Source organism: Rhodovulum marinum, from assembly GCF_004343075.1.
Lineage (GTDB): Bacteria > Pseudomonadota > Alphaproteobacteria > Rhodobacterales > Rhodobacteraceae > Rhodovulum > Rhodovulum marinum.
This window is the reverse complement of sequence record NZ_SLXP01000002.1, coordinates 63,652-90,605: the sequence shown is the minus strand read 5'-3', so window position 1 is coordinate 90,605 and position 26,954 is coordinate 63,652. Positions and strand designations below refer to the sequence as shown.

At 69.7% G+C, this 26,954-nt stretch carries 24 protein-coding genes; 8 read left to right on the top strand and 16 right to left on the bottom strand.

Annotated features, from left to right (window positions below; translation table 11 throughout):
• Window positions 1-4: 4 nt before the first annotated feature.
• From EV662_RS03555 to EV662_RS03545, 3 genes are all read right to left on the bottom strand, one after another.
• Window positions 5-1,324, bottom strand: a complete 1,320-nt coding sequence (locus tag EV662_RS03555) for a TRAP transporter large permease (RefSeq protein ID WP_132460772.1) — start codon at window positions 1,322-1,324, stop codon at window positions 5-7.
• Between the two features lie 3 nt (window positions 1,325-1,327).
• Entirely contained in the window at window positions 1,328-1,837 is a 510-nt protein-coding gene (locus tag EV662_RS03550) for a TRAP transporter small permease subunit (RefSeq protein WP_132460771.1), read from the bottom strand.
• Window positions 1,838-1,903: 66 nt separating this feature from the next.
• On the bottom strand, window positions 1,904-2,986 hold the full coding sequence (locus EV662_RS03545) for a TRAP transporter substrate-binding protein (RefSeq protein WP_132460770.1): 1,083 nt from the start codon (window positions 2,984-2,986) through the stop codon (window positions 1,904-1,906).
• 227 nt (window positions 2,987-3,213) lie between these two features.
• On the opposite strand from EV662_RS03545, the gene EV662_RS03540 reads away from it, so the two are divergent.
• Entirely contained in the window at window positions 3,214-4,095 is an 882-nt protein-coding gene (locus EV662_RS03540; RefSeq protein WP_132460769.1) for a polysaccharide deacetylase family protein, read from the top strand.
• 13 nt (window positions 4,096-4,108) lie between these two features.
• Here EV662_RS03540 and EV662_RS03535 read toward each other — a convergent pair whose 3' ends face one another.
• The 4 genes from EV662_RS03535 to EV662_RS03525 form a co-directional block, all read right to left on the bottom strand.
• A complete protein-coding gene (locus tag EV662_RS03535) occupies window positions 4,109-5,395 on the bottom strand; it encodes a serine hydrolase domain-containing protein (protein ID WP_165915508.1) in 1,287 nt (428 codons plus the stop codon).
• Between the two features lie 16 nt (window positions 5,396-5,411).
• A complete protein-coding gene (locus EV662_RS19430; protein ID WP_165915507.1) occupies window positions 5,412-6,557 on the bottom strand; it encodes a hypothetical protein in 1,146 nt (381 codons plus the stop codon).
• A gap of 137 nt (window positions 6,558-6,694) precedes the next feature.
• Complete coding sequence (locus EV662_RS20005) at window positions 6,695-9,823, bottom strand: ATP-binding protein (protein WP_165915506.1); 3,129 nt, start codon at window positions 9,821-9,823, stop codon at window positions 6,695-6,697.
• A 576-nt stretch (window positions 9,824-10,399) separates the two neighbouring features.
• The gene (locus EV662_RS03525) at window positions 10,400-10,657 is read right to left on the bottom strand and encodes a helix-turn-helix domain-containing protein (protein ID WP_243695758.1); all 258 of its coding nucleotides are present in this window, start codon (window positions 10,655-10,657) and stop codon (window positions 10,400-10,402) included.
• A 342-nt stretch (window positions 10,658-10,999) separates the two neighbouring features.
• Between EV662_RS03525 and EV662_RS03520 the strand changes: the two genes are divergently transcribed.
• The 3 genes from EV662_RS03520 to EV662_RS03510 all read left to right on the top strand — a co-directional run bounded on the left by EV662_RS03520 (window position 11,000) and on the right by EV662_RS03510 (window position 13,592).
• The gene (locus EV662_RS03520; RefSeq protein WP_132460766.1) at window positions 11,000-12,118 is read left to right on the top strand and encodes a glycosyltransferase family 4 protein; all 1,119 of its coding nucleotides are present in this window, start codon (window positions 11,000-11,002) and stop codon (window positions 12,116-12,118) included.
• Window positions 12,115-13,107, top strand: a complete 993-nt coding sequence (locus EV662_RS03515) for a UDP-2,3-diacylglucosamine diphosphatase (RefSeq protein WP_132460765.1) — start codon at window positions 12,115-12,117, stop codon at window positions 13,105-13,107. Before EV662_RS03520 ends, EV662_RS03515 begins: the two co-directional genes overlap by 4 nt.
• 110 nt (window positions 13,108-13,217) lie before the next feature.
• Window positions 13,218-13,592, top strand: a complete 375-nt coding sequence (locus tag EV662_RS03510; RefSeq protein ID WP_132460764.1) for a diacylglycerol kinase — start codon at window positions 13,218-13,220, stop codon at window positions 13,590-13,592.
• 170 nt (window positions 13,593-13,762) lie between these two features.
• Here the strand turns inward: EV662_RS03510 and EV662_RS19715 are convergent, their stop codons facing one another.
• A complete protein-coding gene (locus EV662_RS19715; protein ID WP_207903585.1) occupies window positions 13,763-13,999 on the bottom strand; it encodes a hypothetical protein in 237 nt (78 codons plus the stop codon).
• A gap of 365 nt (window positions 14,000-14,364) precedes the next feature.
• Here EV662_RS19715 and dusA point away from each other — a divergent pair, with 365 nt between their 5' ends.
• The 3 genes from dusA (at window position 14,365) to EV662_RS03490 (ending at window position 17,097) form a co-directional block, all read left to right on the top strand.
• Window positions 14,365-15,348 carry a tRNA dihydrouridine(20/20a) synthase DusA gene (gene dusA, locus EV662_RS03500; RefSeq protein WP_132460763.1) on the top strand — a complete coding sequence of 328 codons (984 nt, stop codon included), beginning with the start codon at window positions 14,365-14,367 and terminating at the stop codon, window positions 15,346-15,348.
• Between the two features lie 64 nt (window positions 15,349-15,412).
• Window positions 15,413-16,237 (top strand): sulfite exporter TauE/SafE family protein, encoded by an 825-nt coding sequence (locus tag EV662_RS03495; protein ID WP_132460762.1) that lies wholly within the window; start codon window positions 15,413-15,415, stop codon window positions 16,235-16,237.
• A gap of 83 nt (window positions 16,238-16,320) precedes the next feature.
• The gene (locus EV662_RS03490; RefSeq protein ID WP_132460761.1) at window positions 16,321-17,097 is read left to right on the top strand and encodes an enoyl-CoA hydratase-related protein; all 777 of its coding nucleotides are present in this window, start codon (window positions 16,321-16,323) and stop codon (window positions 17,095-17,097) included.
• 66 nt (window positions 17,098-17,163) lie between these two features.
• Here EV662_RS03490 and gltA read toward each other — a convergent pair whose 3' ends face one another.
• Together gltA and gltX are read right to left on the bottom strand one after the other, a co-directional pair.
• Window positions 17,164-18,459: a citrate synthase gene (gene gltA, locus EV662_RS03485; RefSeq protein WP_132460760.1), complete on the bottom strand. Its 1,296-nt coding sequence runs from the start codon at window positions 18,457-18,459 to the stop codon at window positions 17,164-17,166.
• Window positions 18,460-18,541: 82 nt separating this feature from the next.
• Window positions 18,542-19,957 (bottom strand): glutamate--tRNA ligase, encoded by a 1,416-nt coding sequence (gene gltX, locus EV662_RS03480; protein ID WP_132460759.1) that lies wholly within the window; start codon window positions 19,955-19,957, stop codon window positions 18,542-18,544.
• Window positions 19,958-20,085: 128 nt separating this feature from the next.
• On the opposite strand from gltX, the gene EV662_RS03475 reads away from it, so the two are divergent.
• The gene (locus tag EV662_RS03475; protein WP_243695756.1) at window positions 20,086-22,059 is read left to right on the top strand and encodes a ComEC/Rec2 family competence protein; all 1,974 of its coding nucleotides are present in this window, start codon (window positions 20,086-20,088) and stop codon (window positions 22,057-22,059) included.
• On the opposite strand, the gene lexA is transcribed toward EV662_RS03475, so the two are convergent.
• The 6 genes from lexA to EV662_RS03445 form a co-directional block, all read right to left on the bottom strand.
• Entirely contained in the window at window positions 22,053-22,745 is a 693-nt protein-coding gene (lexA, locus tag EV662_RS03470; protein ID WP_132460757.1) for a transcriptional repressor LexA, read from the bottom strand. The two genes, EV662_RS03475 and lexA, sit on opposite strands and share 7 nt — an antisense overlap.
• 73 nt (window positions 22,746-22,818) lie before the next feature.
• Complete coding sequence (locus EV662_RS03465; RefSeq protein WP_132460756.1) at window positions 22,819-23,988, bottom strand: molybdopterin molybdotransferase MoeA; 1,170 nt, start codon at window positions 23,986-23,988, stop codon at window positions 22,819-22,821.
• Entirely contained in the window at window positions 23,985-24,464 is a 480-nt protein-coding gene (gene moaC, locus EV662_RS03460) for a cyclic pyranopterin monophosphate synthase MoaC (protein WP_132460755.1), read from the bottom strand. Before moaC ends, EV662_RS03465 begins: the two co-directional genes overlap by 4 nt.
• Window positions 24,464-25,273 carry an indole-3-glycerol phosphate synthase TrpC gene (gene trpC, locus EV662_RS03455; RefSeq protein ID WP_132460754.1) on the bottom strand — a complete coding sequence of 270 codons (810 nt, stop codon included), beginning with the start codon at window positions 25,271-25,273 and terminating at the stop codon, window positions 24,464-24,466. The genes moaC and trpC overlap by 1 nt, the downstream gene beginning before the upstream one ends.
• Window positions 25,270-26,289 carry an anthranilate phosphoribosyltransferase gene (gene trpD / locus EV662_RS03450; RefSeq protein ID WP_132460753.1) on the bottom strand — a complete coding sequence of 340 codons (1,020 nt, stop codon included), beginning with the start codon at window positions 26,287-26,289 and terminating at the stop codon, window positions 25,270-25,272. The genes trpC and trpD overlap by 4 nt, the downstream gene beginning before the upstream one ends.
• A complete protein-coding gene (locus EV662_RS03445) occupies window positions 26,286-26,867 on the bottom strand; it encodes an anthranilate synthase component II (RefSeq protein WP_132460752.1) in 582 nt (193 codons plus the stop codon). Before EV662_RS03445 ends, trpD begins: the two co-directional genes overlap by 4 nt.
• Between the last annotated feature and the right edge of the window lie 87 nt (window positions 26,868-26,954).

Sequence of the window (26,954 nt, the reverse complement as noted above, 5' to 3'; positions counted from 1 at the left end):
GGCGCTACCAGCCGATGGCGTTCGGCAGCCAGGTGGCGATGCCGGGCACCAGGAACAACAGCACCAGCGCGACGACCTGGATCGCGATGAAGGGCAGCACGCCACGATAGATCATCCGCGTCGTCACGCCGGGCGGCGCGGCACCTTTCAGGAAGAACAGCGCCCAGCCGAAGGGCGGCGTCAGGAACGAGGTCTGCAGGTTCAGCGCGATGAGGGCTGCGAGCCAGACCATGTCGGTGCCCGCCTCGACGAAGAACGGCAGCAGGAGCGGCAGCGCGATATAGCTGATCTCGATCCATTCGAGGAAGAAGCCGAGGACGAAGAGAAGCAGCATCAGGAACAGGAGCGCCCCGGTCTCGCCGCCGGGCAGGAGGGCGAGCGTGTCCTTCACGAGATCCTCGCCATGCAGGCCGCGGAATGCCACCGAAAACACCTGCGCCGCGATCAGGATGAAGAAGATCATCGCCGAGATTCGCAGCGCCGACTGGGCGGCGTCCCAGATCATCCGCAGGGTCAGGCGGCGGTAAAGCGCGGCGATCAGGATCGAGAGCGCGGCGCCGACGCCCGCGGCCTCGGTCGGGGCGGCAAGGCCGCCGATGATCGTGCCCAGGACGCCACCCACCAGCAGGAGCGGGGGGGCGAGGGCGAGGACGGCCTTGCGGGCCAGCGCAAGGCCGCGAATGTCGTTGCGTTCGGCCTCGGGGATGGGGGGCATCAGGGCGGGGCGGAAATGGCCCAGCGCCAGGATGAAGGCGATATAGAGCAGTGCCAGCATCAGCCCCGGCCCCATCGCCGCGGCAAACAGGGTGCCCACGCTTTCGCCCATGATGTCGGCCAGAAGGATCAGCACCAGCGAGGGCGGGATGATCTGGCCCAGCGTGCCGGACGCGCAGATCGCGCCCGAGGCAAGGCCGCCGTCATAGTTGCGTTTCAACAGCACCGGCATGGTGAGCATGGTCAGCGTGACGACCGTGGCGCCCACGATGCCGGTCGAGGCCCCCATCAGCACGCCGACGACGATCAGCGCCACCGCCATGCCGCCATGGAGCCGCCCCGACAGCCGGCCGATGACGTCCAGCATGTCCTCGGCCACGCGGGATTTCTCCAGCATCACGCCCATGTAGACGAAGAGGGGAATGGCGAGGAATTCGTACTTGGTGACAACGCCGTAGATGCGGGCGGGGACCAGGTTGAACAGGAAATCCCCGAACCCCATCCAGCCGAACAGGAAGCCCGACAGCGCGATGCCGATGCCCACGGGCATGCCGATCAACAGCGCCAGCATGAAGCCCAGGATCATCAGGACGGCCAAGAGTTCGCCCATGTCTTACGCCCCCCGGCCGCGCAGCGCCGCGGCGTGCCGGATGGCGTTGGCCAGGCATTGCAGCGCGAACAGCCCGAAGGCGACCGGGATCATCCCCTTGAGCAGCCAGCGCCCGGGCAGCCCGCCCGGGTCGGGCGAGCCTTCGCGGATCGACCAGGCGCTGTCGACGAAGCCCAGCGAATACTTGATGAGCAAAAGCGCGATCACCGCGCCCACCAGCATCGAGAACAGGTCGAGCGCGTGGCGCGCGCGCTCGGGCAGGCGTTCGAACACCATGTCGACGCGGACATGGCCGTTTTCCAGCATCAGCACCGTGATGCCCAAGAGCGCGATGGGCGCCATCAGGTGCCATTCCAGTTCCTGCGCCCAGACCGGGCTGCCGCCGATCACGTAGCGCCCGAAGACGTTGAAGAAGACCAGCGCCACCAGGGCCAGCAACAGCGCCGCGGCCAGCCGGCCGGCCAGGCGCGTCAGCCTGTCGATGCCATCCGCGATGGCGAGTGCCCGTGTCATGTCCTGCCCCGTTCCGTGTTATCGGCCCGGGCGGGGATGCCGCCCGGGCCGGTCCTCCCGCGCCGCTCAGGCGTCGCGCAGTTCCGAATGCCAGACCTGTTCCGAGGCGGCGGCCCAGATGTCGTGCTGTTCCTTGAAGGCGAAGTAGTTCTCCATCACCTTCTTGAACTGCGGGTCCTGGGCGGCGAGTTCGTCGTAGACCGGGCCCATCTCGCGTTTCAGGGCGGCGACCACGTCGGCGGGCAGCACGCGCAGTTCGGTCCCGCTCGCCTTGAACTCTTCCAGCGCGGCGGCGTTGTTCGCCTCGGCCCAACTGTGCGAGATGACGTTGCAGGCGGCCGCGGCGTTGGTGACGATGGCCTGAAGCTCGGACCCGAGGCTGTCCCATTTCGCCTTGTTGATGGCCAGTTCGGTGACGGTGGTCGGTTCGTGCCAGCCGGTGGTGTAGTAGTATTTCGCGGCGTTGTTCAGGCCGAGGATCTTGTCCTGCGCGGGGCCCACCCATTCGGCCGCGTCGATCACGCCGCGTTCGAGGGCGGGGAAGATCTCGCCCCCCGGCAGGAGTTTCACGTCGACGCCGACGCGGGCATAGGCCTTGGCGGCGAGGCCCGGGATGCGCATGCGCAGGCCCTGAAGGTCGTCGAGCGAGTTGATTTCCTTGTTGAACCAGCCGGTCATCTGGACGCCGGTCGCGCCCACGGGCATGGCGACGAGGCCAAGGGGTTCATAGGTCTCGTTCCACAGGTCGATGCCGTCGCCGATGTAGAACCACGCGTTCTGGCCCTGGGTCGACATGCCGAAGGGGACCGCGCCGAAGAACTGGGCGGCGGGCACCTTGCCCGCGCCGAAATAGCTGACCCAGCCGTTCATCTCGACGATGCCCTGGCGGACGGCGTCGAAGCCTTCGAAGGCGGGGACCAGTTCGCCGGCGTGGTAGACCTGGATATCCAGCGCGCCGCCGGACATGGCGCGCACCCGGTCGGTGAAATCGGTCAGCGAGCCGGGGCCGGTGGAATAGAACGGCTGGCCCGGCGGGAAGGCGGTGGTCATCTTCCAGCTGATGGTCTGGGCGCGGGCGACGGACGGGGCGGCCAGCGCCGCGCCCCCGATGCCGATCCCCGCGGTGGTCAGAAACTTGCGACGCTCCATGTTCGGTCCCCTTGTCGTTATGGATGTCCTGCGATGGGGTTGGGCTTAACGTTTCGCCGCGCGGCGGCGAGGCGAGGGCCGGAATTCGGATGGTCCGAGGCGGCGAAAATCGTAAAGCGCCCCGGATTTCAGCCGAAAAATACGGCTTTTGCGCAAAACTTTCGCAGGACTTCGGGGCGGGGCGATGGCACTACGCGGGGAGACGTTGTGCGACAGGAGGACGCGCCATGCCACGGCTGCCCCATCACGGCCGCTATGCCTATTCGGCGATCACGGACCGCCCGGATTTCGACTGGCCGGGCGGGCGGCGGCTGGCGGTTTACCTGGGCATGAACCTGGAATGCTTCGCCTTCGGCGAGGGGCTGGGGGCGGAACTGGCACCGGGCGGGCCGCAGCCCGACGTGCTGAACTATGCCTGGCGGGATTACGGCAACCGGGTGGGCGCGCCGCGGATGCTGGAGCTGTTCGACCGGCACGGGGTGCCCGCCACGGTGCTGGCCAATGCGTGGCTGTATGACGAGGCGCCGGGGCTGGTCGAGGCGTTCCGCGCCCGCGGTGACGAGATCGCGGGCCATGGGCGGACCAACGCGGAACGGCAGGGCGTGCTGGCCGAGTCCGAGGAACGCGCGCTGATCGAAGAGGCGACCCGCATCCTAACGGCGCGCGAGGGGCGGGCGCCCAAGGGCTGGCTGGGCCCGTGGATCAGCCAGAGCGCGGTCACGCCCGACCTGCTGCAGGAGGCGGGGTATGACTACCTCCTGGACTGGTGCCACGACGATCAGCCGGTCTGGATGGCGACACGGTCGGGCCGCATCCTGTCGGTGCCCTATCCGCAAGAGCTGAACGACATTCCCCAGATCGTCGGGCGCAAGCGCGAGGGCGCCGAGTTCGCCGACATGATCTGCGATGCCTTCGACGTGATGCTGGAGGAAAGCGCGCGCCGGCCGCTGGTGATGGGCATCGCGCTGCATGGTTACCTGATGGGGCATCCGCACCGGCTGAAGCACCTGGACCGCGCGCTGGGCCACATGCGCGAACGGGGGGGCGATGCGGTGTGGTGGACGACGGCGGGCGCGATCAACGATGCCTGGCGGGGGCTGGGCCTGTAGCGGGCGGCGCGGGCTAGGGCGTGGGCCGGGCCAGGCCGATATCGCCGGGGGTGGGCACCCGGACGGTCGGCGTCACCGCGGCGTCATAGCCCCGCACCAGCGCGCCGCGGAGGTTGGGACCGGCGCCCCCGGCCGAGGAATTCGCGATGGCGGCGGCGACATAGCCGTTCGGGAACACGATCACCTCGGCCTTGGCGTCGCCGCCCCAGCGGCTGCCGTTATGGGCCACGGCAAAGCCGTCGGCGACGCGGGTGCGGCTGGCAAAGACCAGCCGGTCGTCGCCGGACGAGAACATCAGGTCGTGATTGGCGTCGATCACCTCGCGCGTGGTGGCGATGCGGTGGATCACCGCCGACAGGTCGCGGGTGGACATGAACCAGCCGCCGATGGCGCAGGGCCGGCCCGGGTCCGCCCGGTCGGTGCCGCGTTCGCTGTCGGGTCCGTCATAGGTAAAGGCGCGGTGCATCGGGTCGGTATAGACGTTGCAGCCCCCCGAAACGTCCAGCGGGTCGAACAGCACCTTTTCGACCGTCTCGCGATAAAGCCGGTAGGCATGCACCAGAAGGTAGCTGTCATAGGTGATTTCGCCGGGCTGATAGGCGGCCTCGATCGTGGCCCATTTGCGCGGCGTCAGCGAGGCGGTGCTGACGTTCCACAGCGCGAAGGACGTGTTGGCATAGCAGCGTCGGGTGACCGGGGCGGGCACGCAGGTGCGGCTGCCCTTGGCGATGTCCTGGGCGCGGACGAGATAGCTTTCCTCGCCCAGCGCATAGCGTTCCTCGAGGGTGAATTCGTGGCCCCAGAGCGTCTTGCCCGACTTGGCGAAGCCGCCGCGATGTTCCAGCAGGTTGCGCAGCGTGACCGGGTCCAGCGAGGCGTGCAACGCCGGGCGCCAGCGCGCGGGCAGGTAGTCGCGGAACGGATCGTCCAGCGAGACGCTGTCCAGGGTTTCGGCGCGGTGGATGACGGTCGCCGCGGTCAGCGCCTTGGACACAGACCCGATGGGCGAGACGGTGCGGCCATTGAATGTCTTGGCGCCGCCGTCCTCGCAGGGGGTGCGGGCATAGCCGCGATTGACCTGGGCGATGACCGCGCCCGAGCGCGCGCGCAGCGTCACGGCATAGCCCATGAAGCGGTCGCCCAGCGCCTCGGCCACCTCGTCGGCGAAACGCGCGGTGTCGAACCCGGCGCGCGGCGCGGTATCGACGAAGGATGGCCGGGTGGCGGGCAGGTCGCAGGCAAGGGCCGGGCCGGCCAGGCCGAATGCCGCGAGGACGGTCAGGATCCTGGCGCGGAACATGGTCTCCTCCACTTGGTCAGTGCGAAAAACCGGGCGCGTGCGGGGCGCGCCGCGCCCGAAGCAGCGACAAAAGCCCCAGCGCGCCCCCCAGAAGCCCGATCCCCGCCGGAAGCGGCACCGGCGCGGGCAGGTATTCGACCGCATTCGCCTGGGTATAGGCGGTGGTCATGAGCGCGGTTTCGCCCGGGGCGAGGCTGAGGCGCAGAAGGAAGGCATGTTCGGCCTCCAGCGTGGCCTCGGTAAAGCCGCCATCGCCCAGCGCCGTCGTGCTGGCCGAGAAGCGCAGCCCCAGCGTGCCGGGCTGGTTCGCGACCAGCGCCTCGGTCACGCTGGCGCCGGGGGCGGTGTCGTCGGTCGTGAGGAAATAGGTATCCAGCGGCAGGTAGGTCAGCGCATCGGCCGCGATGCCGGAGAACAGCAGCTCGATCACCGTGCTGGTGCGCGCGAACCCGTCCGCGCCGCTATAGCGGGCCAGAAGGTCGACGTCGAAATGGCCCAGGATGTTGAAGGCCACCGTCTGGCTGCCCTGGTTCGAAAAGCTGTTCACCCGGGCATTCGTGAAGGACGATTGGGCCGCGGCCGGGGCGGGGGTCGAGGTGAGGCGCGCCTGGGCAAGACCGCTGGCCGTGATCTGGCGTTCGCCGATGGCGAAGAAGGCGGCGCCGGTGTCCTGAACGATCAGCGAGTCGATGTCGTGGCGGGCATCGGCGAATTCGGTGGGGTCGGGCCGGTTGGTGCGGTGTTGGCCGGTTTCCTCGTAGGGGTAGGGCGGATCGCAGGTGGCGCAGCCGACGGTGGCGGTCAGGCTGTCGGCGGCCAGCGTGGCGGCGGCATCGCCGATCATGCTGTGATTGCTGCGGTCGATGGTCGGGCCCGAGACGGAAGACACGATGCCCGCGGGCGCGGCGCCGCCGGCGATGGCAAAGCCGTGCCGGACCTGAAGGTAGCTGAGCGCATCGATGGGGGCGGCGCGGGCGGCGGGGGCGGTGGCCAGTGCGGCCAGCACGGTGGCAGAGGCAATCAGGTGTTTCATACGGGTCTCGCGGAAATGATGTGACGGTTTCCAGCCGGGCGAGGGCGTCGGCGCCCGGGGCGTCAGGGCCGACACGGCGGTGCCGGTGGTTGGCGCGGTGGTCCTGTCCGGGTGGTTCGACATGGTCATGGTCTGGCCCCTTCCTCCCGCCCCGCCGGCGCCCCTGCGCCGGGGGGGCGACGCTGGGAAAGGGTAGGGGGAACGGCGGCGCGGAGTCCTGACCGAATCCTGACCGGGTTCTGACCATGGTTGCCCGAGCGCGGCGGTCAGTTGGGCAGGGCCAGGTTCAGCACATGGGCGCCCATGCCGAAGCGGCGCGCCAGCGCGGCGGCCTGGCGGTCATGGTCGGCGGCCCGGTCCGGGTGGCCCAGCCGGGCCTGCGCGCGGGCCGCGACGGCGTGGATGCGGGGGGTGAAATACACATCCTCGGCCCGCCTGGCGCAGGTCAGCGCGTGCTGCGCGGCCCCCAGTGCCGCCCTGTCGCGGCCCGCCGCCAGCAGGGTTTCGGCGCGCAGCCCGTGCCAGTTGGCCAGTTGCACCCGCGCATCCGTCGCCTCGAACACGGCGATGCCCTCGTCATAGGCGGCGAAGGCGGCGTGATGCGCGCCCTGCCGGCCCAGCGCCCAGCCGCGCATCACCAGCCCGGTGCCCAGCCAGAACGCGAAATCATGGTCGCGGCTGAGGGCAACGGCGCGGTCGGCATAGTCGAGGCAGGCCGGCACGTCATCGGCGACCATGTAGCTTTCGGAACAGAGCGCGAAATGGATCGCCGCGGCGAAGGGGTTTTCCTGCAGCTCGGCCAACGCGCGCGAGCGGTCGAGGAACGCCGCCGCCTGGGCCTGGCGGCCCATCATCCGCGCCACCCAGGACGCGTAGGCCGCGCAGGAGGTGGCCGCGTTCTGGGCGGGCATGGTGGCGGGCGGCGCGGTCTCGATCGCGGCCAGCCCGGTGGCGAGGTGATTCAGCGCCGTGGCCAGCGTGCCGCGATGCATCAGCACCTGGCCCCGGCTGGCATGGGCCTGAAGGGTCAGCGCGGGATCCCCGATCCGGTCGGCCAGCGCCAGAAGCCTGTCGGCATGGCGCAGCGACTGGGCCAGCCGGCCGCGCACCCATGTGTGGATCCACAGCCCCACCCGGACGCGGATTTCCGAACGCACCGTGCCGACCCGCCGGTTCAGCCGGTCGGCGCGGGCATAGGTGCGCCCGACATCCTGGGAGCCGAAACCGCGCAGCGCGGTCAGCGCGGGGGCAAGGCACAACAGCAGGTCCAGTTCGTGGCGCGCGTCGTCGGGCGTGTCGGGGTCGATCAGCGCAAGCCCGCTTTCGGCGAAGGCGACCGCCTCGGTCCGGGCGGAGCGGTGCAGCGCCGCGCGGCTGGCCGCGATCCAGCAGGGGATCGCCCGGTCGCGCGCGCCCGCCTCCTGGTGGTGCCAGGCCAGCCGCTCGGGGTCGGGCGGCGGGTCGGTTCCCGCGGTTTCCTGGTGGGCGGCGATCCGGCCATGCAGGCGCGTGCGGTCGGCGGGCGCGACCATGGCATAGGCGGCGTCGGCGATCAGGATGTGGCGAAAGCCCAGCCCCGCCGGGCCGTCATGGACGAAGCCGCGGCGCACCAGATCGGCGATGCCGGGCGCGATCCGGGCCGGGTCCTGGCCCAGAAGATGCGCGACCAGTGCAGGCGGCGCGGGCGGTCCGATCACCGCGATGACATAGACCAGCCGGCGCAGCCACGGGTCGAGCGCGCCGATGCGCACCGCGATCACCGCCTGCACGGTGCCGGGAAGATCGACCGCCGGATCGCCCCCGGCGCGCGCGGCAAGCGCCAGTTCCTCGATGAAGAACGGGTTGCCCTGGGCGCGGTCCACCAGGATTTGCGCGGCCTCGGCGGCGAGGTCCGCCTCGGGGCAGGTCTCGCGCAGGAGCGCGAGGCTTTCCGCGCGGCCCAGCGAGGACAGGTTCAGCACGGTTTCGGCCGGCGGCGGGGCCTCGGTCGGGCGGGTCGTCAGCACCACCATCAGCCGTTTGCCGTCGATCCCGGCCAGCAGGTGGTCGAGGTAATCGCGCGAGGTCGCATCCAGCCAGTGGACATCCTCGAACACGATGACCAGCGGGCGGTCGGCGCCATGGGTCGTCAGGATGCGGTCGACAAGCGCGCGGCCGCGCTGGCGGCGCTGGTGGTCGGACAAGGTCTGAAGCGCGGGGGACTCGGGCGGGGCGGCGCCCAGGAGATCCTGCAAGAGGGCCGCGTCGACCGCGTCGGTCACCGTGCCCGCGGGCGGCAGCGCGCAGAGCGCGCGGCAAAGCGCCCGGATCGGGGCAAGGGGCGTGTTGGACAGCGCGGGCAGGCAATGCACCGTCTCGATGCGCAGCGCCGCCCCGTCCAGCCCGGCGAGGAATTCCGCCACCAGCCGGGTCTTGCCGATGCCCGCCGGCCCGCACAGCACCACCGCCTGGCCGTGCCCGGCCAGCAGCATGTCGCGCTGGGCGGCGAGGAAGGTCATCTCGGCGGTGCGGCCGACGAAGCGGGGCGGGCGGGCGCGGGGGCGGGCGGGGATGCCTGCGCGCATCGGCGCGACCGAGACCAGGCGGAACCCGGTGCGGGCGGGCGCGGTGTCGGCCTCGCCGCGCAGCTGGTCGCGCACCGCGGCGCTGAGCAGGACATGGCGGGGCTGCGCGGCCTCGGCCAGCGCGATGGCGCCGCGCTCGATCTCGCCGGGCAGGGCCCAGGCGCCCCTGTCGGCCGGGCGCAGCGCGCCGCTGTCCAGCCCGAAGCGCCAGTCGACGCCGTCCGGCACGGTATCGAGCGCGGCCAGCGCGGCGGCGCAATGCACCGCCCGCCGCGCCCCGTCCTCGTAAAGCGGGTCGAGGCCGAAGGCGGCGGTGAACCCGTCCAGCATCATCCGCAACAGCCGGCCCTGGTGACGCTCGACCATGTCGCGGGCCCGGGCCAGCAGCGTCTCGACCGCGGCCGCGGGGCCGGCACCCGTTTCGAGCGTCACGCAGAGCACCGTGGCGGGGTGGCGTTCGTCCAGCGGCAGGGCGTCGGGGCGGGGGTCGCCGGGCGGCGGCAGGGCGGCGGGCGGCGGCGCGGTGTCGGTGACGGGCGCGGCGAACCGGATGCCGCGGCCGTGATAGGTGCGCAGCGCCGCGCCGCCCCCGGGATCGGCCGTGCCCAGCGCCTTGCGCACCTGGCTGATTGCCTTTTGCAACGCCGCCTCGGTCGTGTTGGCGGGCCAGAACCGGTCCATCAGCTCGGCCTTGGGCACCATACGGTCGTGATGGGTCACCAGATAGGCCAGCAGGTCGAACGCCTTGGGCGGCAGCGCGACGGGATGGCCCCGGGCCAGAAGCTCGCGCCGCCCGGTGTCGAGCTCGAAGGTCAGGAACCGGTAGGCCATTGGAACCGCGTCTCCTGGGGATCGGGACAGGTTCCCGCAACCGGCCGCCCGAGTAAAGCGTTGCCATCCGGCCCCGGGGCCGGGAGGGGGCACCGTTTCCGGGCGAAAGTGACGTAACGGCACCCGCTGCCGGGAAATCGGAAAGTACCTGTGCGGGAAGGAAAAAAAGATCTTGTGCATGCAAGGCGGGAATAAGCGGGAAAGGGAAGTTGCGCCAAATCCTGTCGCGGAAAACAGGTTTCGCCGGGTCTCCATTGCCTTTCCCACGGGGTGTGCGATCCCCTTGACCTTTTAGAAAAATTCGAATGCCTGTATTCCCGGGGACACGATCGCGCCGGTTGGGGACATTTGTTCAGCTTTGAACGATCTTTCTTCGATGACAGGTCGCACTGCGGACTTGCAAAGGCGATTGCGGGCCGTGGGCGGGGCACGCCTGAATAAGGTCTGCAAGATGTCCGCAAAGCGTCGGCCGTTTCGTTTCGCCGGGCGCGGCGTTCGGATCGGCCCCGTCCCTGGGCGGCGGACGCGGGCGATCCGCGATGCGCCGCCAATGCGATATTGGCTAACGGTCGGGTTTTACTTGTTATTGCGAAGCCGGACGCCCACGGTCCCGTCTTCTTCCTCGAAGAAATCCACGCCTGCCGCCTCGAGCGCCTGGCGGATGATCGCCAGGGTTTTGGGCTTCAGCCGCTCGCCCCGTTCGAGACGTGCGATCGTGTCGGGCGAGACGCCGGCGGCCTTGGCCAGGTCGCGCACCCCGAGGCCGGTGGCAGCGCGCGCCATTCGGGACTGAACAGCGTCTATTTTCTGCATGCGGTCGAATGGTTTGTTCATTGCATATCGCTGGAAGATTAATTTCGTAACAGTGTTATGAGGTCGTCGGCGGAATTCCGAAGCTTTACAAAGTTAATAAAGTAAACGTGGTCATTTCAAGCCCCATTCATTGTCAGCGACAAAACGAAACAGGCGGAGGGCGCAAAGCCGCGATGCCGGGTATTGCCAAAGGCGTCGGCGGAGTTCTGCCCATTCCTGCGACGTTTGCGCCGCGGTGCCGCCCGGGATGCCGAAATCGCCACGCCGGCCGGCCAACCGCTGACATACCCGCGTTACAGACCGGATTTATGCGAAGCCGACAAACCGGCGGTGGTCCGGGGCAAGCGAAGGAATGGAGGTTCCGTGTCGACACTCCTGACGGAAACGGGCGCGAACCGGCCGCGCGAGGCCACCGGGCCGGCGCAGGTGCAGGGGGATGCGGCGCTGCCCCGGCGCATCCTGATCGTCAGCGATGCCTGGGCGCCGCAGGTCAACGGCGTCGTGCGCACCTATGAAAACATCATTCGCCAGTTCGACGGCACCGACTGCGAGATGCGCGTCATCGGCCCGGCGGATTTCGCCAACACGGCGCTGCCCTCCTATCCCGAGATCCGGCTGGCGCTGCCGCGTCCCGGCCAGCTTGGGGCGATGATCGAGCGGTTCGACCCGCAGGCGATCCATATCCCGGTCGAGGGGCCGCTGGGCTGGGCGGCGCGGCGGTGGTGCCTGCGCAACAGGCGGGCGTTCTCGACCGCGTTCCACACCAATTTCCCCGCCTATGTGGCGGTGCGCGCGCCGCGCCCGCTGCGCGCCCGGGCGCAGGCGGGCGCGATCGCGGCGCTGAGGCGGTTTCACGCGCCCGCGCGGTTCATCTATGTCGCGACCCCGGCGCTGGAGGCGCAACTGGGGGGCTGGGGGTTCGCCAATCGCTGTGTGCGGCTGTCGCGCGGGGTCGATCCGGTGCTGTTTCACCCGCGCGCGGACGAGGCCGGGGCAGGGGGCGAGCCGGTCCTGCTTTATGTCGGCCGGGTGGCGCCGGAAAAGAACATCGAGGCGTTCCTGTCGCTGAAGGTGCCGGGGCGCAAGGTCGTGGTGGGCGACGGGCCGTCGCTGCCGGCGCTGCGCGCGGCCCATCCCGAGGTGACCTTCCGCGGAATGCTGGTCGGGGCGCCGCTGGCCGAGGCCTATCGCGCGGCGGATGTGTTCGTCTTTCCCTCGCGCACCGACACCTTTGGCAACGTGCTGCTGGAGGCGCTGGCCTCGGGGCTGGCGCTGGCGGCCTATGACGTGCCGGGACCGCGGGACATCATCGGGGGCGACGCGCGGCTGGGCGCGGCCGACGACGACCTGGGCGCGGCGGTGGCCCGCGCGCTGGCCAGTCCCGGCACGCGGCAGGACCGCCACGCCGTGGCGCGGACGCGCTATGGCTGGGAAAAGGTCGCCCGCGATTTCCGCCGTCATGCGTCGGAGTTGATGCGGTGACCGGGCAGGGCGCGCGCCGGGTGCGCAGCGTGTTCGTGTCCGACATGCACCTGGGCTACAAGGGGGCGGATATCCGCGCGCTGAACGCCTTTCTGCGCGCCCACCGGTTCGACAACCTGTACCTGGTGGGCGACGTCCTGGATGGCTGGAAGCTGGAGAAACGCTGGTACTGGTCGCAGGACTACAGCGCGTTCCTGGACCTGCTGCTGGAGCTGGCCGCGCGGCAGGTGCGGATCACCGTGCTGACCGGCAACCACGACGAAAAGCTGCGCGACCTGCTGGCGGTGCTGTTCCGGCCGGTGCTGCTGCGCCGGTTCGGCATCCGGGTGGAGGAACGTGCGGTGCATCGCGCCGGCGACGGGCGGCGGTACCTGGTGATGCATGGCGACCAGTTCGACGGGGGGCTGGTGCGGGGAACGTCCAAGCTTGCCGATCGGATATGGTCGTGGCTGGGCGAAAAGGCGCTGGTCCGGCCGCGCGCCGAGATCACGGTCGTGGGCGGACGGCGCATCCGCTGGTCGCTGGGCAAGGCCATCGCCACCAACGCGCTGTCGCTGGTGGGGCGCTATACCGAATGCGCGCTGCGCCGGGCCAGGGAGGACGGGATGGACGGCATCGTCTGCGGCCACAGCCACGTGCCGGGCCTGTCCGGGCGGGGCGGGCTGGTCTTTGCCAATTGCGGGTCATGGACCGGGGCGCGCGGGCCGGGGGACTGTCACACCGCGGTGGTCGAGACGCTGGACGGCAGGCTGGACATGGTGCGCTGGCCGGCGATGCGCCGCGATCCGGGGGTCGAGCGCCCCCGGTCGCTGCCGCCCGAGCGCCCGGCCACGCGCAACCCCGATGCCGCCCGGCTGGTGCGCCTGATCCACCGGCTGTGGACGGCCCCGCCCGGGCGGGCGGTGGCGCGCCCCGCCGCGGCGGGGCGGCGCGGCCAGGGGCCGGTGCGGGCCGCCGGTGGCTGGCCTGGCCGCGGCGCGATGCGCTGAGCGGTCGGCCCGCGGGCACGACCGGCGCAGTGCCCGGTTGATCCCGCCACGGGGCAAGGGATATGGCGGGGGCGCAGCGAACCGCAGGCAACCCACCAGGGAAAGGGGCAATGCAAAAGACACCGCTCAAGGGCCTCGCCCGGCTTCGGGCCGCTTTCGTGAACTCGATGACCGGTCTGCGCGACGTCTGGCGCAACGAAGAGGCGTTCCGGCTGGAGGCAGCCGCGCTGATGCTGGCGGTGCCGGCGGCCGTGTGGCTGGCCGACAGCGTGTTTCAAGGCGCCATCCTGGTCGCCAGCGTCCTTTTGGTGATGATCGTCGAGGTCCTGAACACGGCGGTCGAGGCGGTGGTCGACCGGATCGGCCCCGAGCGGCATGAATTGTCGCGCATCGCCAAGGACCTGGGGTCGCTGGCGGTGCTGCTGGCCTCGGTGCTGGCGGCGATGGTCTGGCTGGCCGCGCTGGTCGACGGCCTGCTGGCCTAGGCGTTTGATCGGCTCTGTTGCACAGCTCCCGTAAGAGAGCCATCTCGTGAATCCGGCGTGGGATCCGGGTTGCGTGGGCAGACCAACAGCCCCGCCCTTGAGGATCAGGCCCTGGCCAGCCGACAACGAAGGCTGAATCGCCCCGGTTTGGCCGTTGGCTTTGCTTGAACTCAAAGCCCCCGGAAAGCGGCGGAGTTCGTGTCCATCGACAGGACCGGACGCGGTTGCCGGCAGGCAAGAAATAGAACCGCGATCTTGCTCGTGAACCCTTTGCTGCCGATGTCGATCCCGAGCGTCACCGGACCCGCTCGTCGCTCCGCGCGCATCTTGTCGTAGTCGGTCAGGCTCGAGCGGTCGAAGTGGCCGATCCGTTGCTTGCCGAGATCGCGCTTGAGCGTGGTCAGCATGGCGGACTTGCTTCGCCGGGGCGGTTTCCCTACGTCGCACATATCGGCTATAGGAAGGTCGATGAACTCGCCAAAGGTCTGGAAACGGACGTGCTTGTAGGCGCCATCCCCTGATCGACCCGGGTCTCCGCCTGGCGGGCCCAGCGATGGGCGCTGTGGCGGCGAAGGAACGTCTCGCTCGCGTGAGCCACCCTTTCGTCTGATCTGGACCGAGGTCAGGCACCGGAAGGAAGCTGGGAAATGGTGGCCATTTCGTGTGCGGCTCATGCGTGCAATGAGCCGTCTCAAAGGGGAAAATTCGGGGATATCCGGGCGTATTCCAGCGTGAGCCACCGCCGCCGCCAGCAGTTTGAAGATACACAAAAATGCAAATAAAACAACATGCTAGATTGTCCGCGGCCCCCATGATGGACTGGACCGACCGCCATTGCCGGTATTTCCACCGGATGCTGAGCGCGCGGACCCTGCTTTATACCGAGATGGTCACCGCGCCTGCGCTGGTCAAAGGCGGTGCGCGGCATCTGCTGGCGTTCGATCCGGCCGAACACCCGGTGGCGGTGCAGCTGGGCGGGTCGGACCCGGGGGAACTGGCGCAGGCCACGCGGATGTGCTGCGACGAGGGCTATGACGAGGTGAACCTGAACGTGGGCTGCCCGTCGGACCGGGTGCAGTCGGGGACCTTCGGCGCGGTGCTGATGAAGACGCCGGACGTGGTGGCCGACTGCGTGGCGGCGATGGGGGCGGCCTCGGGCGTCGAGGTCACGGTGAAATGCCGGATCGGCGTCGACGAGCAGGACCCGCGCGAGGTGTTGCCCGCCTTCCTGGAAACCGTCGCGGCGGCGGGCGTGACGCGGTTCATCATCCATGCGCGCAAGGCGTGGCTGCAGGGGCTGAGCCCCAAGGAGAACCGGGATATCCCGCCGCTGGATTACGACCTGGTGCTGGAGATGAAGCGGGCCTTTCCGGGGCTGCATGTTTCGATCAATGGCGGCGTCGAGACGCTGGAGGCGGCGCGGGCCCTGCTGGAGGCGGGGCTGAACGGGGTGATGATCGGGCGGGCGGCCTATCACGACCCGGCGGCGATCCTGCTGGGCGCGGACGAGACGATTTTCGGCGTGCCCGGGCGCAAGACCCGGACGCAGGTGGTCGAGGAGATGAAACCCTATATCGCGCGCCACCTGGCCGCGGGCGGACGGCTGCACAATGTCACGCGCCACATGCTGGGTCTGTTCGCCGGGCAGCCCGGGGCGCGGGCCTGGCGGCGGGTGCTGAGCGAGGAGGGCGTGCGGCCCGGCGCGGGTCTGGAGGTGCTGGACGCGGCGCTGGCCGCGCTGCCGCGCGCGGCGTGATCGCGCTGGCGCGGGGCGGGGCGCTGGGGTAAGGGGCAGGAAACCCGCACCGGAGGCCCATGCCATGCCCGAGCTTTCGCTGATCCTGCCGATGCTGGCGCTGCTGCTGGCGATCGGGGCCGTGGCGGGCGTGATCGCGGGGCTGTTGGGCGTGGGCGGCGGGCTGATCCTGGTGCCGGCCTTCTTCTACGCCTTCGGGGTGCTGGGCTATGACAGCCCGCAGATCATGCAGATCTGCCTGGCCACGTCGCTGTCGACGATCATCGTGACCTCGGTCCGCTCGGTGCTGGCGCATCATGCCAAGGGCGCGGTGGACTGGGGCATCCTGAAGGGATGGGCGCCCGGGCTGGTGGCCGGGGCGGTGCTGGGCGTGCTGGTCGCGGCGGGGCTGCGCTCGGTCGTGTTGCAGGGTATTTTCGGCGTTCTGGGCGTGCTGGCGGGGGGCTACCTGGCCTTTGGCCGGTCGGGCTGGCGGCTGGCCGAGGCGATGCCGGGGGGCGCGCTGCGTGCGGGGCTGTCCGGCGTGGTGGGTTTTCTCGCGGTGCTGATGGGGATCGGTGGCGGGCTGTTCGGCGTGCCGCTGATGTCCGCCTACGGCCAGCCGATCCACCGCGCGGTGGCGACGGCCGCCGGGTTCGGCGTGCTGATCGCGGTGCCCTCGGTCATCGCCTTTCTGATGGTCGACGTGGCGCCCGCGGGGCGGCCGCCCTTTACCGTGGGGGCGGTGAACCTGCCCGCCTTTGCGGTGATCGTGGGGATGACGCTGATCACCACGCCCCTGGGCGTGGCGCTGGCGCACCGGATGGACCCGAAACCGCTGCGCCGGGTGTTCGCGGTTTTCGCCATCGTGGTGGCGGGCAACATGTTGCGCAAGGCGGCCGGCTTCTGAGGCGGCCCGCGCCGCCGCGTTCCCCTTTCCCTCGCCGCGCGCCGCGGTAAGGTGGCGGCCAGGCGGAACGGAAGGGAGCGGCCATGGTCTATACGGTGATCGACTGGCAGGCGAAGGACGGGATCGGCATTCTTGCGCTGAACCGGCCCGAGGTGATGAACGCGCTGAACACCCAGATGCGGGCCGAGATCCTGGACGCGGTGCGCCATGCCCCCGACGAGGCGCGGGTGCTGGTCATCACCGGGGCCGGGCGGGCGTTCTGCTCGGGGCAGGATCTGGGCGACGGGGCGAATGTGGCCGATATCGACCTCGAACGCACCCTGCGGGACGAATACGAACCGATGCTGCGAGCGATCTTCGACTGCCCGATCCCGACCATCGCGGCGGTGAACGGCGCGGCGGCCGGGGCGGGGGCGAACCTGGCGCTGGCCGCCGACGTGGTGATCGCCTCCGAGGCGGCGATGTTCCTGCAGGCCTTTACCCGGATCGGGTTGATCCCCGACGCAGGCGGCACCTACTGGCTGCCGCGCCAGGTGGGGTTCGCCCGCGCGATGGGGGCGGCGCTGTTCGCCGAACCGGTGCCCGCGCGGCAGGCGGCCGAATGGGGCATGATCTGGGAGGCAGTCCCCGAGGACGGGTTCGAGGCGCATTGGCGGGCCCGTGCGGCACAATTGGCCAAGGGGCCGACGGTGGCCTATGCCAAGCTGAAGGCGGCGATCCGGGCGTCCTATGGCAACGACCTGGAGGCGCAGCTGTCGCTGGAGGCGCAGTTGCAGGGCGATTGCGGCGCGACGCGGGATTTCAAGGAGGGCGTCGTCGCCTTCCTGGAAAAGCGGGCGCCCCGGTTCGAAGGGCGCTAGCGCGGGGTCGGCCATCGTGGCCGTGCAATGCGCAAGGGCCGCCCCGTGGGGCGGCCCAGGCTGGTCTCAGCGGTCCTCGACCTCGACATAGTCGCGCTTGGTCGGGCCGGTATAAAGCTGGCGCGGCCGGCCGATCCGCATATTCGGATCGGCGATCATCTCTTTCCACTGGGAGATCCAGCCCACCGTGCGGCTGACCGCGAAGATCGGCGTGAACATAGAGGTGGGGAAGCCCATCGCGTCGAGGATGATGCCCGAGTAGAAATCGACGTTGGGATAGAGCTTCTTCTTGACGAAATACTCGTCCTCCAGCGCGATCTTCTCCAGCTGCATCGCGACCTTGAGGGTTTCGTTGTTCTCCACCCCCAGAAGTTCCAGCACCTCGTGGGCGGACTGTTTCATCACCTTCGCGCGCGGGTCGAAATTCTTGTAGACGCGGTGGCCAAAGCCCATCAGGCGGAAGGGGTCGTTCTTGTCCTTGGCCTTGGCGACATATTCGGGAATGCGGTCCACGGTGCCGATTTCGCGCAGCATTTCCAGGCAGGCCTGGTTGGCGCCGCCATGGGCCGGGCCCCAGAGGCAGGCGATACCCGCGGCGATGCAGGCGAAGGGGTTGGCGCCCGACGACGAGGCCAGCCGCACCGTCGAGGTGGACGCGTTCTGTTCGTGGTCGGCATGCAGCGTCAGGATGCGGTCCATCGCGCGGGTCAGGATCGGGTCGACCTCGTATTCCTCGGCCGGCACGGCAAAGCACATGCGCAGGAAGTTCGAGGCATAGTCCAGATCGTTGCGCGGATAGACGAAGGGCTGGCCGACGGTGTACTTGTAGGCCATCGCCGCGATCGTCGGCATCTTGGCGATCAGCCGGATCGAGGCGACTTCGCGCTGCCAGGGATCGTTGACGTCGGTCGAGTCGTGGTAGAAGGCCGACATCGCGCCCACGACACCCACCATGACCGCCATCGGGTGCGCATCGCGCCGGAAGCCGGTGAAGAAACGGTGCATCTGTTCGTGCACCATGGTGTGGCGGGTGACGCGGTTCTCGAAATCCTCGAGCTGCGCGCCGGTCGGCAGTTCGCCGTAAAGCAGCAGGTAGCAGACCTCGAGGAAGTGCGATTTCTCGGCCAGCTGGTCGATCGGGTAGCCGCGATGCAGAAGCTCGCCCTTTTCGCCGTCGATGAAGGTGATCGAGCTTTCGCAGGACGAGGTCGAGGTAAAGCTGGGATCGTGCGTGAACACGTTCAGCCCGCCATACAGCTTGCGGATGTCGATCACGTCGGGGCCGGCCGTGGGGCTGAGCACCGGCAGGTCCAGCGACTTGTCTCCCAGGGTCAGTGTTGCGGTTCTGCTGCTGTCGGCCATGGATGTCCCTCTTCGTTCGAGAGACCGGGCCGCGTTCCCCTGCGGCACGGTCGGGTGGCGTGCGGGGGCGTGCGGCGTTCCCTTAGCCTCGGCCCTGGGCGTCAGCCAGCCGGGTGAGCGTTTCCTCCCGGCCGATGACGAGCATCATGTCGAAGACGCTGGGCGAGACAGAGCGCCCGGCGAGCGCCGCCCGGAGCGGGCCTGCAAGCTTGCCGAGGTTGGTTTCATGGGCCTCGGCGACCTGCTTGACGGCCGCTTCCAGCGCGTCGCGCTCCCAGCTAGCACTTTGCAGATGCGGCGTCAATTCAGCCAGTATACCACGGGATACATCATTGAGCGCCTTGGCCGCCTTCTCGTCCGGCACGATCGGGCGGTCGGCAAGGACGAAGTTCGCCTTTTCAATAAGTTGCGGCAATGTCTTCACGCCGCCTTTCAGCAGCGGCATCGCCGCGGCCAGGCCGGTCCGCTGCCGCTCGGTCAGGGCGGGCTGGCCGGTGGCGGCCAGGAACGCCTGCAATTCGCGCAGCAGCGCAGCATCCTCCATGGCGGCGATATGCTGGCCCGACAGGTTTTCCAGCTTCTTGAAGTCGAACCGCGCGGGCGAGCGGCCGATTCCCTCGAGCCCGAACCAGTCTTGCGCCTGGGCGTCGGTGAAGAATTCGTCGTCGCCATGGCTCCAGCCGAGCCGCGCGAGGTAATTGCGCATGCCCGCCGCCGGATAGCCCATGTCGCGGTATTCCTCGACCCCCAGCGCGCCGTGGCGTTTCGACAGTTTCTTGCCGTCGGGGCCGTGGATCAGCGGGATATGCGCCCAGACCGGCACGTCCCAGCCCATCGCGGCATAGATCTGCATCTGCCGCGCGGCGTTGTTCAGGTGGTCGTCGCCGCGGATCACATGGGTCACGCCCATGTCGTGATCGTCGACCACGACGGCCAGCATGTAGGTGGGCGTGCCGTCCGAGCGCAGCAGCACCATGTCGTCAAGCTGGTCGTTGGCGATGGTCACGTCGCCCTGCACGCGGTCCGCGATGACCGTTGCCCCTTCGCGCGGGGCCTTGAGCCGGACGACGTAGGGCGCGTCGGGGTGGCTGGCGGGATCGGCGTCGCGCCAGGGGCTTTGGTACAGCGTCGAGCGGCCCTCGGCCTTGGCCTGTTCGCGGAACGCGGCGATCTCGTCCTGGGTGGCGAAGCATTTATAGGCATGGCCGGAGGCCAGCATCTGGTGGGCCACCTCGGCGTGGCGGTCGGCCCGGGCGAACTGGCTGACCGGGTCGCCGTCCCAGTCGAGCCCCAGCCAGGTCAAGCCCTTGAGGATCGCCTCGGTCGCCTCGGGGGTGGAGCGGGCGCGGTCGGTATCCTCGATCCTGAGCAGGAATTTCCCGCCGCGGCCGCGCGCGAACAGCCAGTTGAACAGCGCCGTGCGCGCGCCGCCGATATGCAGGAAGCCCGTGGGAGAGGGGGCGAAGCGGGTGACGACGGGGGTGTCGGACACGGGCATTAACCTTTTGTTCACCATGGTGGAGATAGCGTTGCCGCCTGTCTAGGAGATCGCTCGGGAGAGAACAAGCGGTGGGGCCGCTCAGCGCGCTAGAAGCCCGGCGGGGGCATCTTTTCCCGTGGACGCCGGTGCTGCTTGCGGTTGGCATCGGCGGCTATTTCGCCTTGCCGGTCGACCCCCCGCCGTGGGGGTACGGCGCGGTTGCGGCGATGGCGGGGCTGGCCGCGGTGGGCGCCTGGCGCCTGCCCGAGATCTGGGGGCCGGTCTTCACGGCGCTGGCGCTGGTCTGTCTCGGGGTGCTGCTGGCCGGGGCGCGCACCCAGATGGTGGCCGCACCCAAGCTGGAGTACCGTTTCTACGGTGTCGTCGAGGCGCGCGTGCTGGTTCTGGACCGGTCGCTATCGGACGCGCCGCGGATCACGCTGGACCGGGTCTGGCTGGAGCGTGTGCCCCCCGAAAAGACGCCCCACCGCCTGCGCATCTCGCTGCACGGGGATGGCGGGGTGACCGACCCGGCGCCGGGCACGCGGATCGCGATGATGGCGCACCTGTCGCCGCCCTCGGCGCCCGCGGAACCGGGCGGGTTCGATTTCCGCCGGCATGCCTGGTTCGACGGGCTGGGCGCGGTGGGTTATGCGCGCACGCCTGCGGTGGCGCTGGAGCCGCCCGAGGGCGGGCTGACGTTGATCGTGCACCGGGCGCGGATGCACCTGTCGGCGGCGCTGCGCGACCGGATCCCCGGCGACCAGGGGGCGTTCGCCGCCGCGATCCTGACCGGGGACCGCTCGGCGATCTCGCGCGAGACGTTGCAGGAGTTGCGCGATTCGAACCTGGCGCACCTGCTGGCGATTTCCGGGCTGCACATGGGGTTGCTGACCGGCGTGGTCTTTGCCGCGCTGCGCTTTGGCCTGGCGATGATCCCGGCTGTCGCGCTGCGCCTGCCGATCAAGAAACTGGCGGCGGTGGGCGCGTTGGCCGCGGGGGCGGTTTACCTGGCCCTGTCGGGCGGCAACGTGGCGACGGAGCGGGCCTATGTGATGGTGGCCGTGGTGCTGGTGGCGGTGCTGGCGGACCGGCGCGCGCTGACCCTGCGGGCGGTGGCCTTCGCGGCGCTGATCATCCTGGTGATCGCGCCCGAAAGCCTGACGCAGGCGGGGTTCCAGATGTCCTTTGCCGCGACGACCGCGCTGATCGCGGTGTTCGGGGCGCTGCGTGATCTGCCCGAGGGGATGTGGCGCCCGCCGCGCTGGGCGCAGGGGGCGCTGGCGGTGGTGCTGTCCTCGGCCATCGCGGGGTTTGCCACGGCGCCCTTTGGTGCGGCGCATTTCAACCAGGTGTCGCAATTCGGCCTGCTGGCCAATGTGCTGAGCGTGCCGCTGATGGGGCTTTTGGTGATCCCGGCGGCGGTGGCCGCGGCCTGCCTGGCCCCGATAGGGCTGTCGGTGCTGGGGCTGGAGCCGATGCGCTGGGGCATCGCGTGGATCCTTGGCGTGGCGGAATGGGTGGCGGGGCTGGAGGGTGCGGTCTGGCCGGTCGTGGCGCCGGGGCCGTGGGTCTTGCCGCTGATTTCTCTGGGGGCGCTTTGGGTGATCCTGTGGACGGGGCGGGCGCGGGCGGCGGGGGCGGTGCCGATTCTGGCGGCCTTCGTTCTGTGGGCGCAGACCGAGCGCCCGGCGCTGCTGATCGCGGAAAGCGGCGGGCTGATCGGCGCGCTGGGGCCCGAGGGGCGGGCGCTGTCGAAACCGGGCGGCGAGGGGTTCGTCGCGCTATCCTGGCTGGAGAATGACGGCGACCGGGCGCGGCAGGAGGAGGCGTTCGCGCGGCCGGGGCTGGGCGGCGAACGCGGTTGCCAGAGTGCCGAGGTGGCGGGCGAGACCTTTACGCTGGTGACGGGGCGCGGATGGGCCGAGCGGCTGGCCCCGGCCTGCGCGGCGGGCTGGGTGGTCGTCCCGCAAGAGGTGGAGCAAGCGCCCGCGGGATGCCGGCTGCTGGACCGGGGGCGGCTGGCGCGCACCGGCGCGCTGGCCGTCTATCCGGGGCCGGACGGCCCCCGGATCGTCGCGGCGCGGCGGGTGGCGGGCGACAGGCCCTGGACTCAGTAGCTGCGGATCAGCCCGACGAGCCGGCCCTGAACCTTGACCTGGTCCGAACGCAGGATGCGGGTTTCATAGGCCGGGTTCGCCGCCTCGAGCGCGATCATGTCGCCCTTGCGGCGGAACCGCTTGAGCGTCGCTTCGTGGTCGTCGACGAGGGCCACCACGATCTCGCCGTTCTCGGCGGTGGTCTGTTCGCGGATCACCACCACGTCGCCATCGTTGATCCCGGCCTCGATCATCGAGTCGCCCTTGACCTCGAGCGCGTAATGCTTGCCGCGCCCCGAGACCATGCCGCCGGGCACCGCGACGTGGTGCGAGACATGGGAAATCGCCTCGATCGGCGTGCCGGCGGCGATGCGGCCCATGACGGGCAGTTCCAGCGCGCCCACCGTTTCGACATCCATCGCGCCGGGCGGGGCGGGCGGCGGCGGGCCGTCGCCCTCGATCACCGTGGGGCGGAAGCCGCGGGCCTCCAGCGCCTCGGGCAGCTTGACGATCTCGATGGCACGGGCGCGGTGGGCCAGCCGGCGGATGAAGCCGCGCTCTTCCAGCGCGGTGATCAGGCGGTGGATGCCCGACTTGGACCGCAGGTCCAGCGCCTCTTTCATCTCGTCGAAAGAGGGCGGCACGCCGTCACGCTGTGTCCGCTTGTGGATGAATTCCAGAAGGTCGAGCTGTTTCCGCGTAAGCATGGTCCATCCCCGCCATGGGCTTTGTTCCCCCATGTTCTAGGCATGTTCACGTTTTGTGTCAAGTTTTCGCTGGTCAGATCGGGATGTACGCGACCGTCTCGCCGGCCCGGCGTGCGCCGTCGCCGACCGGGCGCACGATCAGCGCGTCGGCCTCGCTGAGAATGGTCAGAAGCGCGCTGTCCTGCCTGTCGAAGGGGGCGATGCCGTCGGCGGTGATCCGGGCGCGCATGTAATGTTCGCGCGGGCCGTTGGCGTCGAGGTCGCGGGCAAGGCGGCCCGTGCGCCGCGGGGCGGGGGCGGCGGGCAGGCCCAGCATCACGCGCAGCGCGGGCAACAGGAAAAGCTGTGCACAAACCAACGCCGACACCGGGTTGCCGGGCAGGCCGATCATCGCGGCCGTTCCCATGCGGCCCGCCATCAGCGGTTTGCCGGGGCGCATCGCTACCTTGTAGAAGGCCTGGTCCATGCCCAGGTCGGCGGCCACCTTGCCGACGAGGTCGTGATCGCCGACCGACGCGCCGCCGATGGTCACCAGCAGGTCGGTGCCCTCGGCCAACTCGAACACGGCCCTGAGCGAGGCCTCGGTGTCGCGCGCGATGGGCAGGAGGCGTGCATGCCCGCCCTCGGCCTCGACCATGGCCTTCAGGCCGAAGGCGTTCGAGGCGATGATCTGGTCGGGCCCCGGGGTTTCGCCCGGCATCACGAGTTCGTCCCCGGTGGCGATGATCGCGACATCGGGGCGGCGGTGGACGGGCAGGGCGGGAAGGTTCATCGCCGCGGCCAGCGCCAGGTCGGCGGGGCGCAAGCGGCGCGGCGCGGCGATGGTGTCGCCCAGTGCGAAATCGGCGCCAGCGGGGCGGATGTTCGGGCCGCTGCCGATCTCGGTCAGGGTGATGCGATCGCCGTTGCGGGTGACGTCCTCCTGGATCACCACGCGGTCGGCCCCCGCGGGGACCGGGGCGCCGGTGAAGATGCGCACGGCCTGCCCGGGGGCAAGCGTGCCCGCGAAGCCCTCGCCCGCGCGCGCGGTGCCGATCACCGTGAGCATGGCGCCGGGTCGGGCATCTGCCGCGGTCACGGCGTAGCCGTCCATGGCCGAGGCCGCGAAGGGCGGTTGGGTCAGGCGCGCGGAGACCGGGCGGGCCAGCACGCGGCCGGCACACTCGGCCAGCGGGACCTCTTCGACCGGGGTGGGCGCGACGAGGGCGAAGACCTTGTCCAGCGCCTCGGCAACGGAAATCATGTCGCTGCCTCGTAGCGGCCGGATTTGCCGCCCTCCTTGAGCGTGAGGCGGATGCCGCCGATCTGCATGCCCTTCTCGGCGGCCTTGAGCATGTCGTAGACCGTCAGCGCCGCGACCGAGACGGCGGTCAGCGCCTCCATCTCGACGCCGGTCTGGCCGGTGGTCTTGACGGTGGCCGTGATGCGGATGCCGGGCAGGGCGGGGTCGGGCTCCAGGTCGAGGGCGACCTTGGTTACCGGCAGTGGATGGCAGAGCGGGATCAGCGACGCGGTCTGTTTCGCACCCATGATGCCGGCAAGCCGCGCCACGCCCATGACATCGCCCTTTTTCGCCCGGCCTTCCGTCACAAGATCAAGGGTTTCCGGGGTCATCTTCACGTAGCCCTCGGCCACCGCCACCCGCGCCGTCACGGCCTTTTCCGACACGTCGACCATGTGGGCATGGCCTTCGGCATCGAAATGGGTGAGCGATGCCATCACTGGACGCCCATCGCAGGGTTGGCAAGCAGCGTCTTGGTCGCCGTGGCGACGTCGTCCTGGCGCATCAGGCTTTCGCCGATCAGGAAGCTGCGCACGCCATAGCGGGCCATCTCGGCCAGGTCGGCGGGCGTGGTCAGGCCGGATTCACTGACGATCTGGCGGCCCTCGGGCACCCGGCGGGCCAGGTGCCGCGTCGTGTCAAGAGTGGTCTCGAAGGTCTTGAGATTGCGGTTGTTTATCCCGATCAGGGGAGATTCCAGGCGGCAGGCGCGGTCGAGTTCCTCGGCGTCGTGCACCTCGATCAGGACGTCCATGCCCCAATGCCGCGCGGCGTCTTCCAGTTCGGCGGCCTGGGCGTCGGAGAGGCTGGCCATGATGAGCAGGATGCAATCCGCCCCCAGCGCGCGCGCCTCGGCGACCTGGTAGGGGTCGTACATGAAATCCTTGCGCAGACAGGGCAGTTTCACCTCGGCATGGGCCCGGGTCAGATAGTCCTTGGCGCCCTGGAAGGATGGCGTGTCGGTCAGCACCGACAGGCAGGTGGCGCCGCCCTCGGCATAGGCGCGGGCCAGCGCGGGCACGTCGAAATCCTCGCGGATGAGACCCTTGGACGGGCTTGCCTTCTTGATCTCGGCGATCAGGCCATAGCCCTTTTTCGCGGCATTGTGCAGCGCCTCGGCAAAGGGGCGGACAGGGGCGGCGGCGCGGGCCGCGGCCTCGACTTCCGAAAGCGGATGCGCGGCCTTGTCGGCGGCCACTTCCTCCAGCTTGTAGGCCTTGATACGGTCCAGGATGGTCTCGGTCATGCCGCCTCCGAGGTGATCTGTGCAAGCCCCTGCACCTTTGCGCGGGCGCGGCCCGAGTCGATGCTTTCAGCGGCCATTTCAACGCCTTCGCGCAGGGTCTTCGCGCGGCCTGCAACGACCAGCGCGGCGGCGGCGTTGAACAGCACCGCGTCGCGATAGGCCGACGCTTCGCCGTCGAGCAGCGCGCCGAACGCCCGCGCGTTATGCTCGGGCGTGCCGCCAAGGATGGACTCGAACGGATGTTCGGGCAGGCCCGCCTCTTCGGGGTGCAATTCGCGCTCGGTTACCTCGCCGCCGTCCAGCATCGCGACAAAGGAAATGCCGGAAATCGACAGCTCGTCGGTGCCGTCGCCGCCATGGACCAGCCAGGCCGCCTCGGAGCCCAGCGCGCCCAGGGTTTCGGCCATCGGACGGATCAGCGTGCGCGAGAACGCCCCGGTCAGCTGCCGTTTGACGCCCGCGGGGTTGGTCAGCGGCCCGAGGATGTTGAAGATCGTCCGCGTGCCAAGTTCCGCGCGCGTCGGGCCGACATGGGCCATCGCGGGGTGGTGCATCGGTGCCATCATGAAGCCGATACCGACCTCTTTTAGCGCCTTTTCAACCACATCCGGGCCGATCATCACGTTGATGCCCATCTGCGACAGTGCATCTGCCGCACCTGATTTCGACGACAGGTTGCGGTTGCCATGCTTGGCCACCGGCACGCCCGCGCCCGCCACCACGAAGGCCGTCGCGGTCGAGATGTTCAGCGTGCCCTTGCCATCGCCCCCGGTGCCGACGATGTCCATCGCGCCCTGGGGCGCGGCGACCTTGCGGCACTTGGACCGCATGACGGCGGCGGCGGCGGCGAATTCGTCCACGGTTTCGCCGCGGGTGCGCAGCGCCATCAACAGGCCACCGATCTGGCTGGGCGTCGCTTCGCCCTCGAACAGCGCCTCGAAGGCGGTTTCGGCCTCGGGCCGCGTCAGCGGGCGGTCGGCGGCGATGCCGATCAGCGGTTTCAGCGCGTCGCTCATGCGGGCTCCGTCACGGTGTCGAGGAAGGATTTCAGAAGGGCATGGCCGTGTTCGGACGCGATGCTTTCGGGGTGGAACTGTACCCCGTGGATCGGCAGGTCGCGGTGGCGCAGGCCCATGATCGTGCCATCCTCGAGCCAGGCATTGGCCAGCAGGCAGTCGGGCAGGCTTTCGCGTTCGACGATCAGGGAATGATACCGCGTCGCCTGGAACGGGCTGGGCAGCCCGGCAAAGACGCCGGTCGCATCATGGTGGATCGTGCCCATCTTGCCGTGAACGATCTCGGGGGCGCGGATCACGCGGCCGCCGAACGCCTCGCCGATGGTCTGGTGGCCCAGGCAGACGCCCATCAGCGGCGTGCCGGTTTCGGCGGCGGCGCGGGTCAGGGCCAGGCAGATGCCCGCCTGGGCCGGGTCGCACGGGCCGGGCGAGAGCAGGATCGCCGAAGGCCGCAGCGCCATCGCCTGCTGGACGTCCATCGCGTCGTTGCGGACCACGCGCGTTTCGGCGCCCAACTCACCCAGGTAATGGACGAGGTTGTAGGTAAAACTGTCGTAGTTGTCGATCAGAAGCAGCATGGTCGCGCCATCAGCGAAAGGGGGTGAACCGGCTTGCGGGTCGGGCTATACATGTTCAGAGCAGTGCGCCCCGGTCAAGGGGCGGTG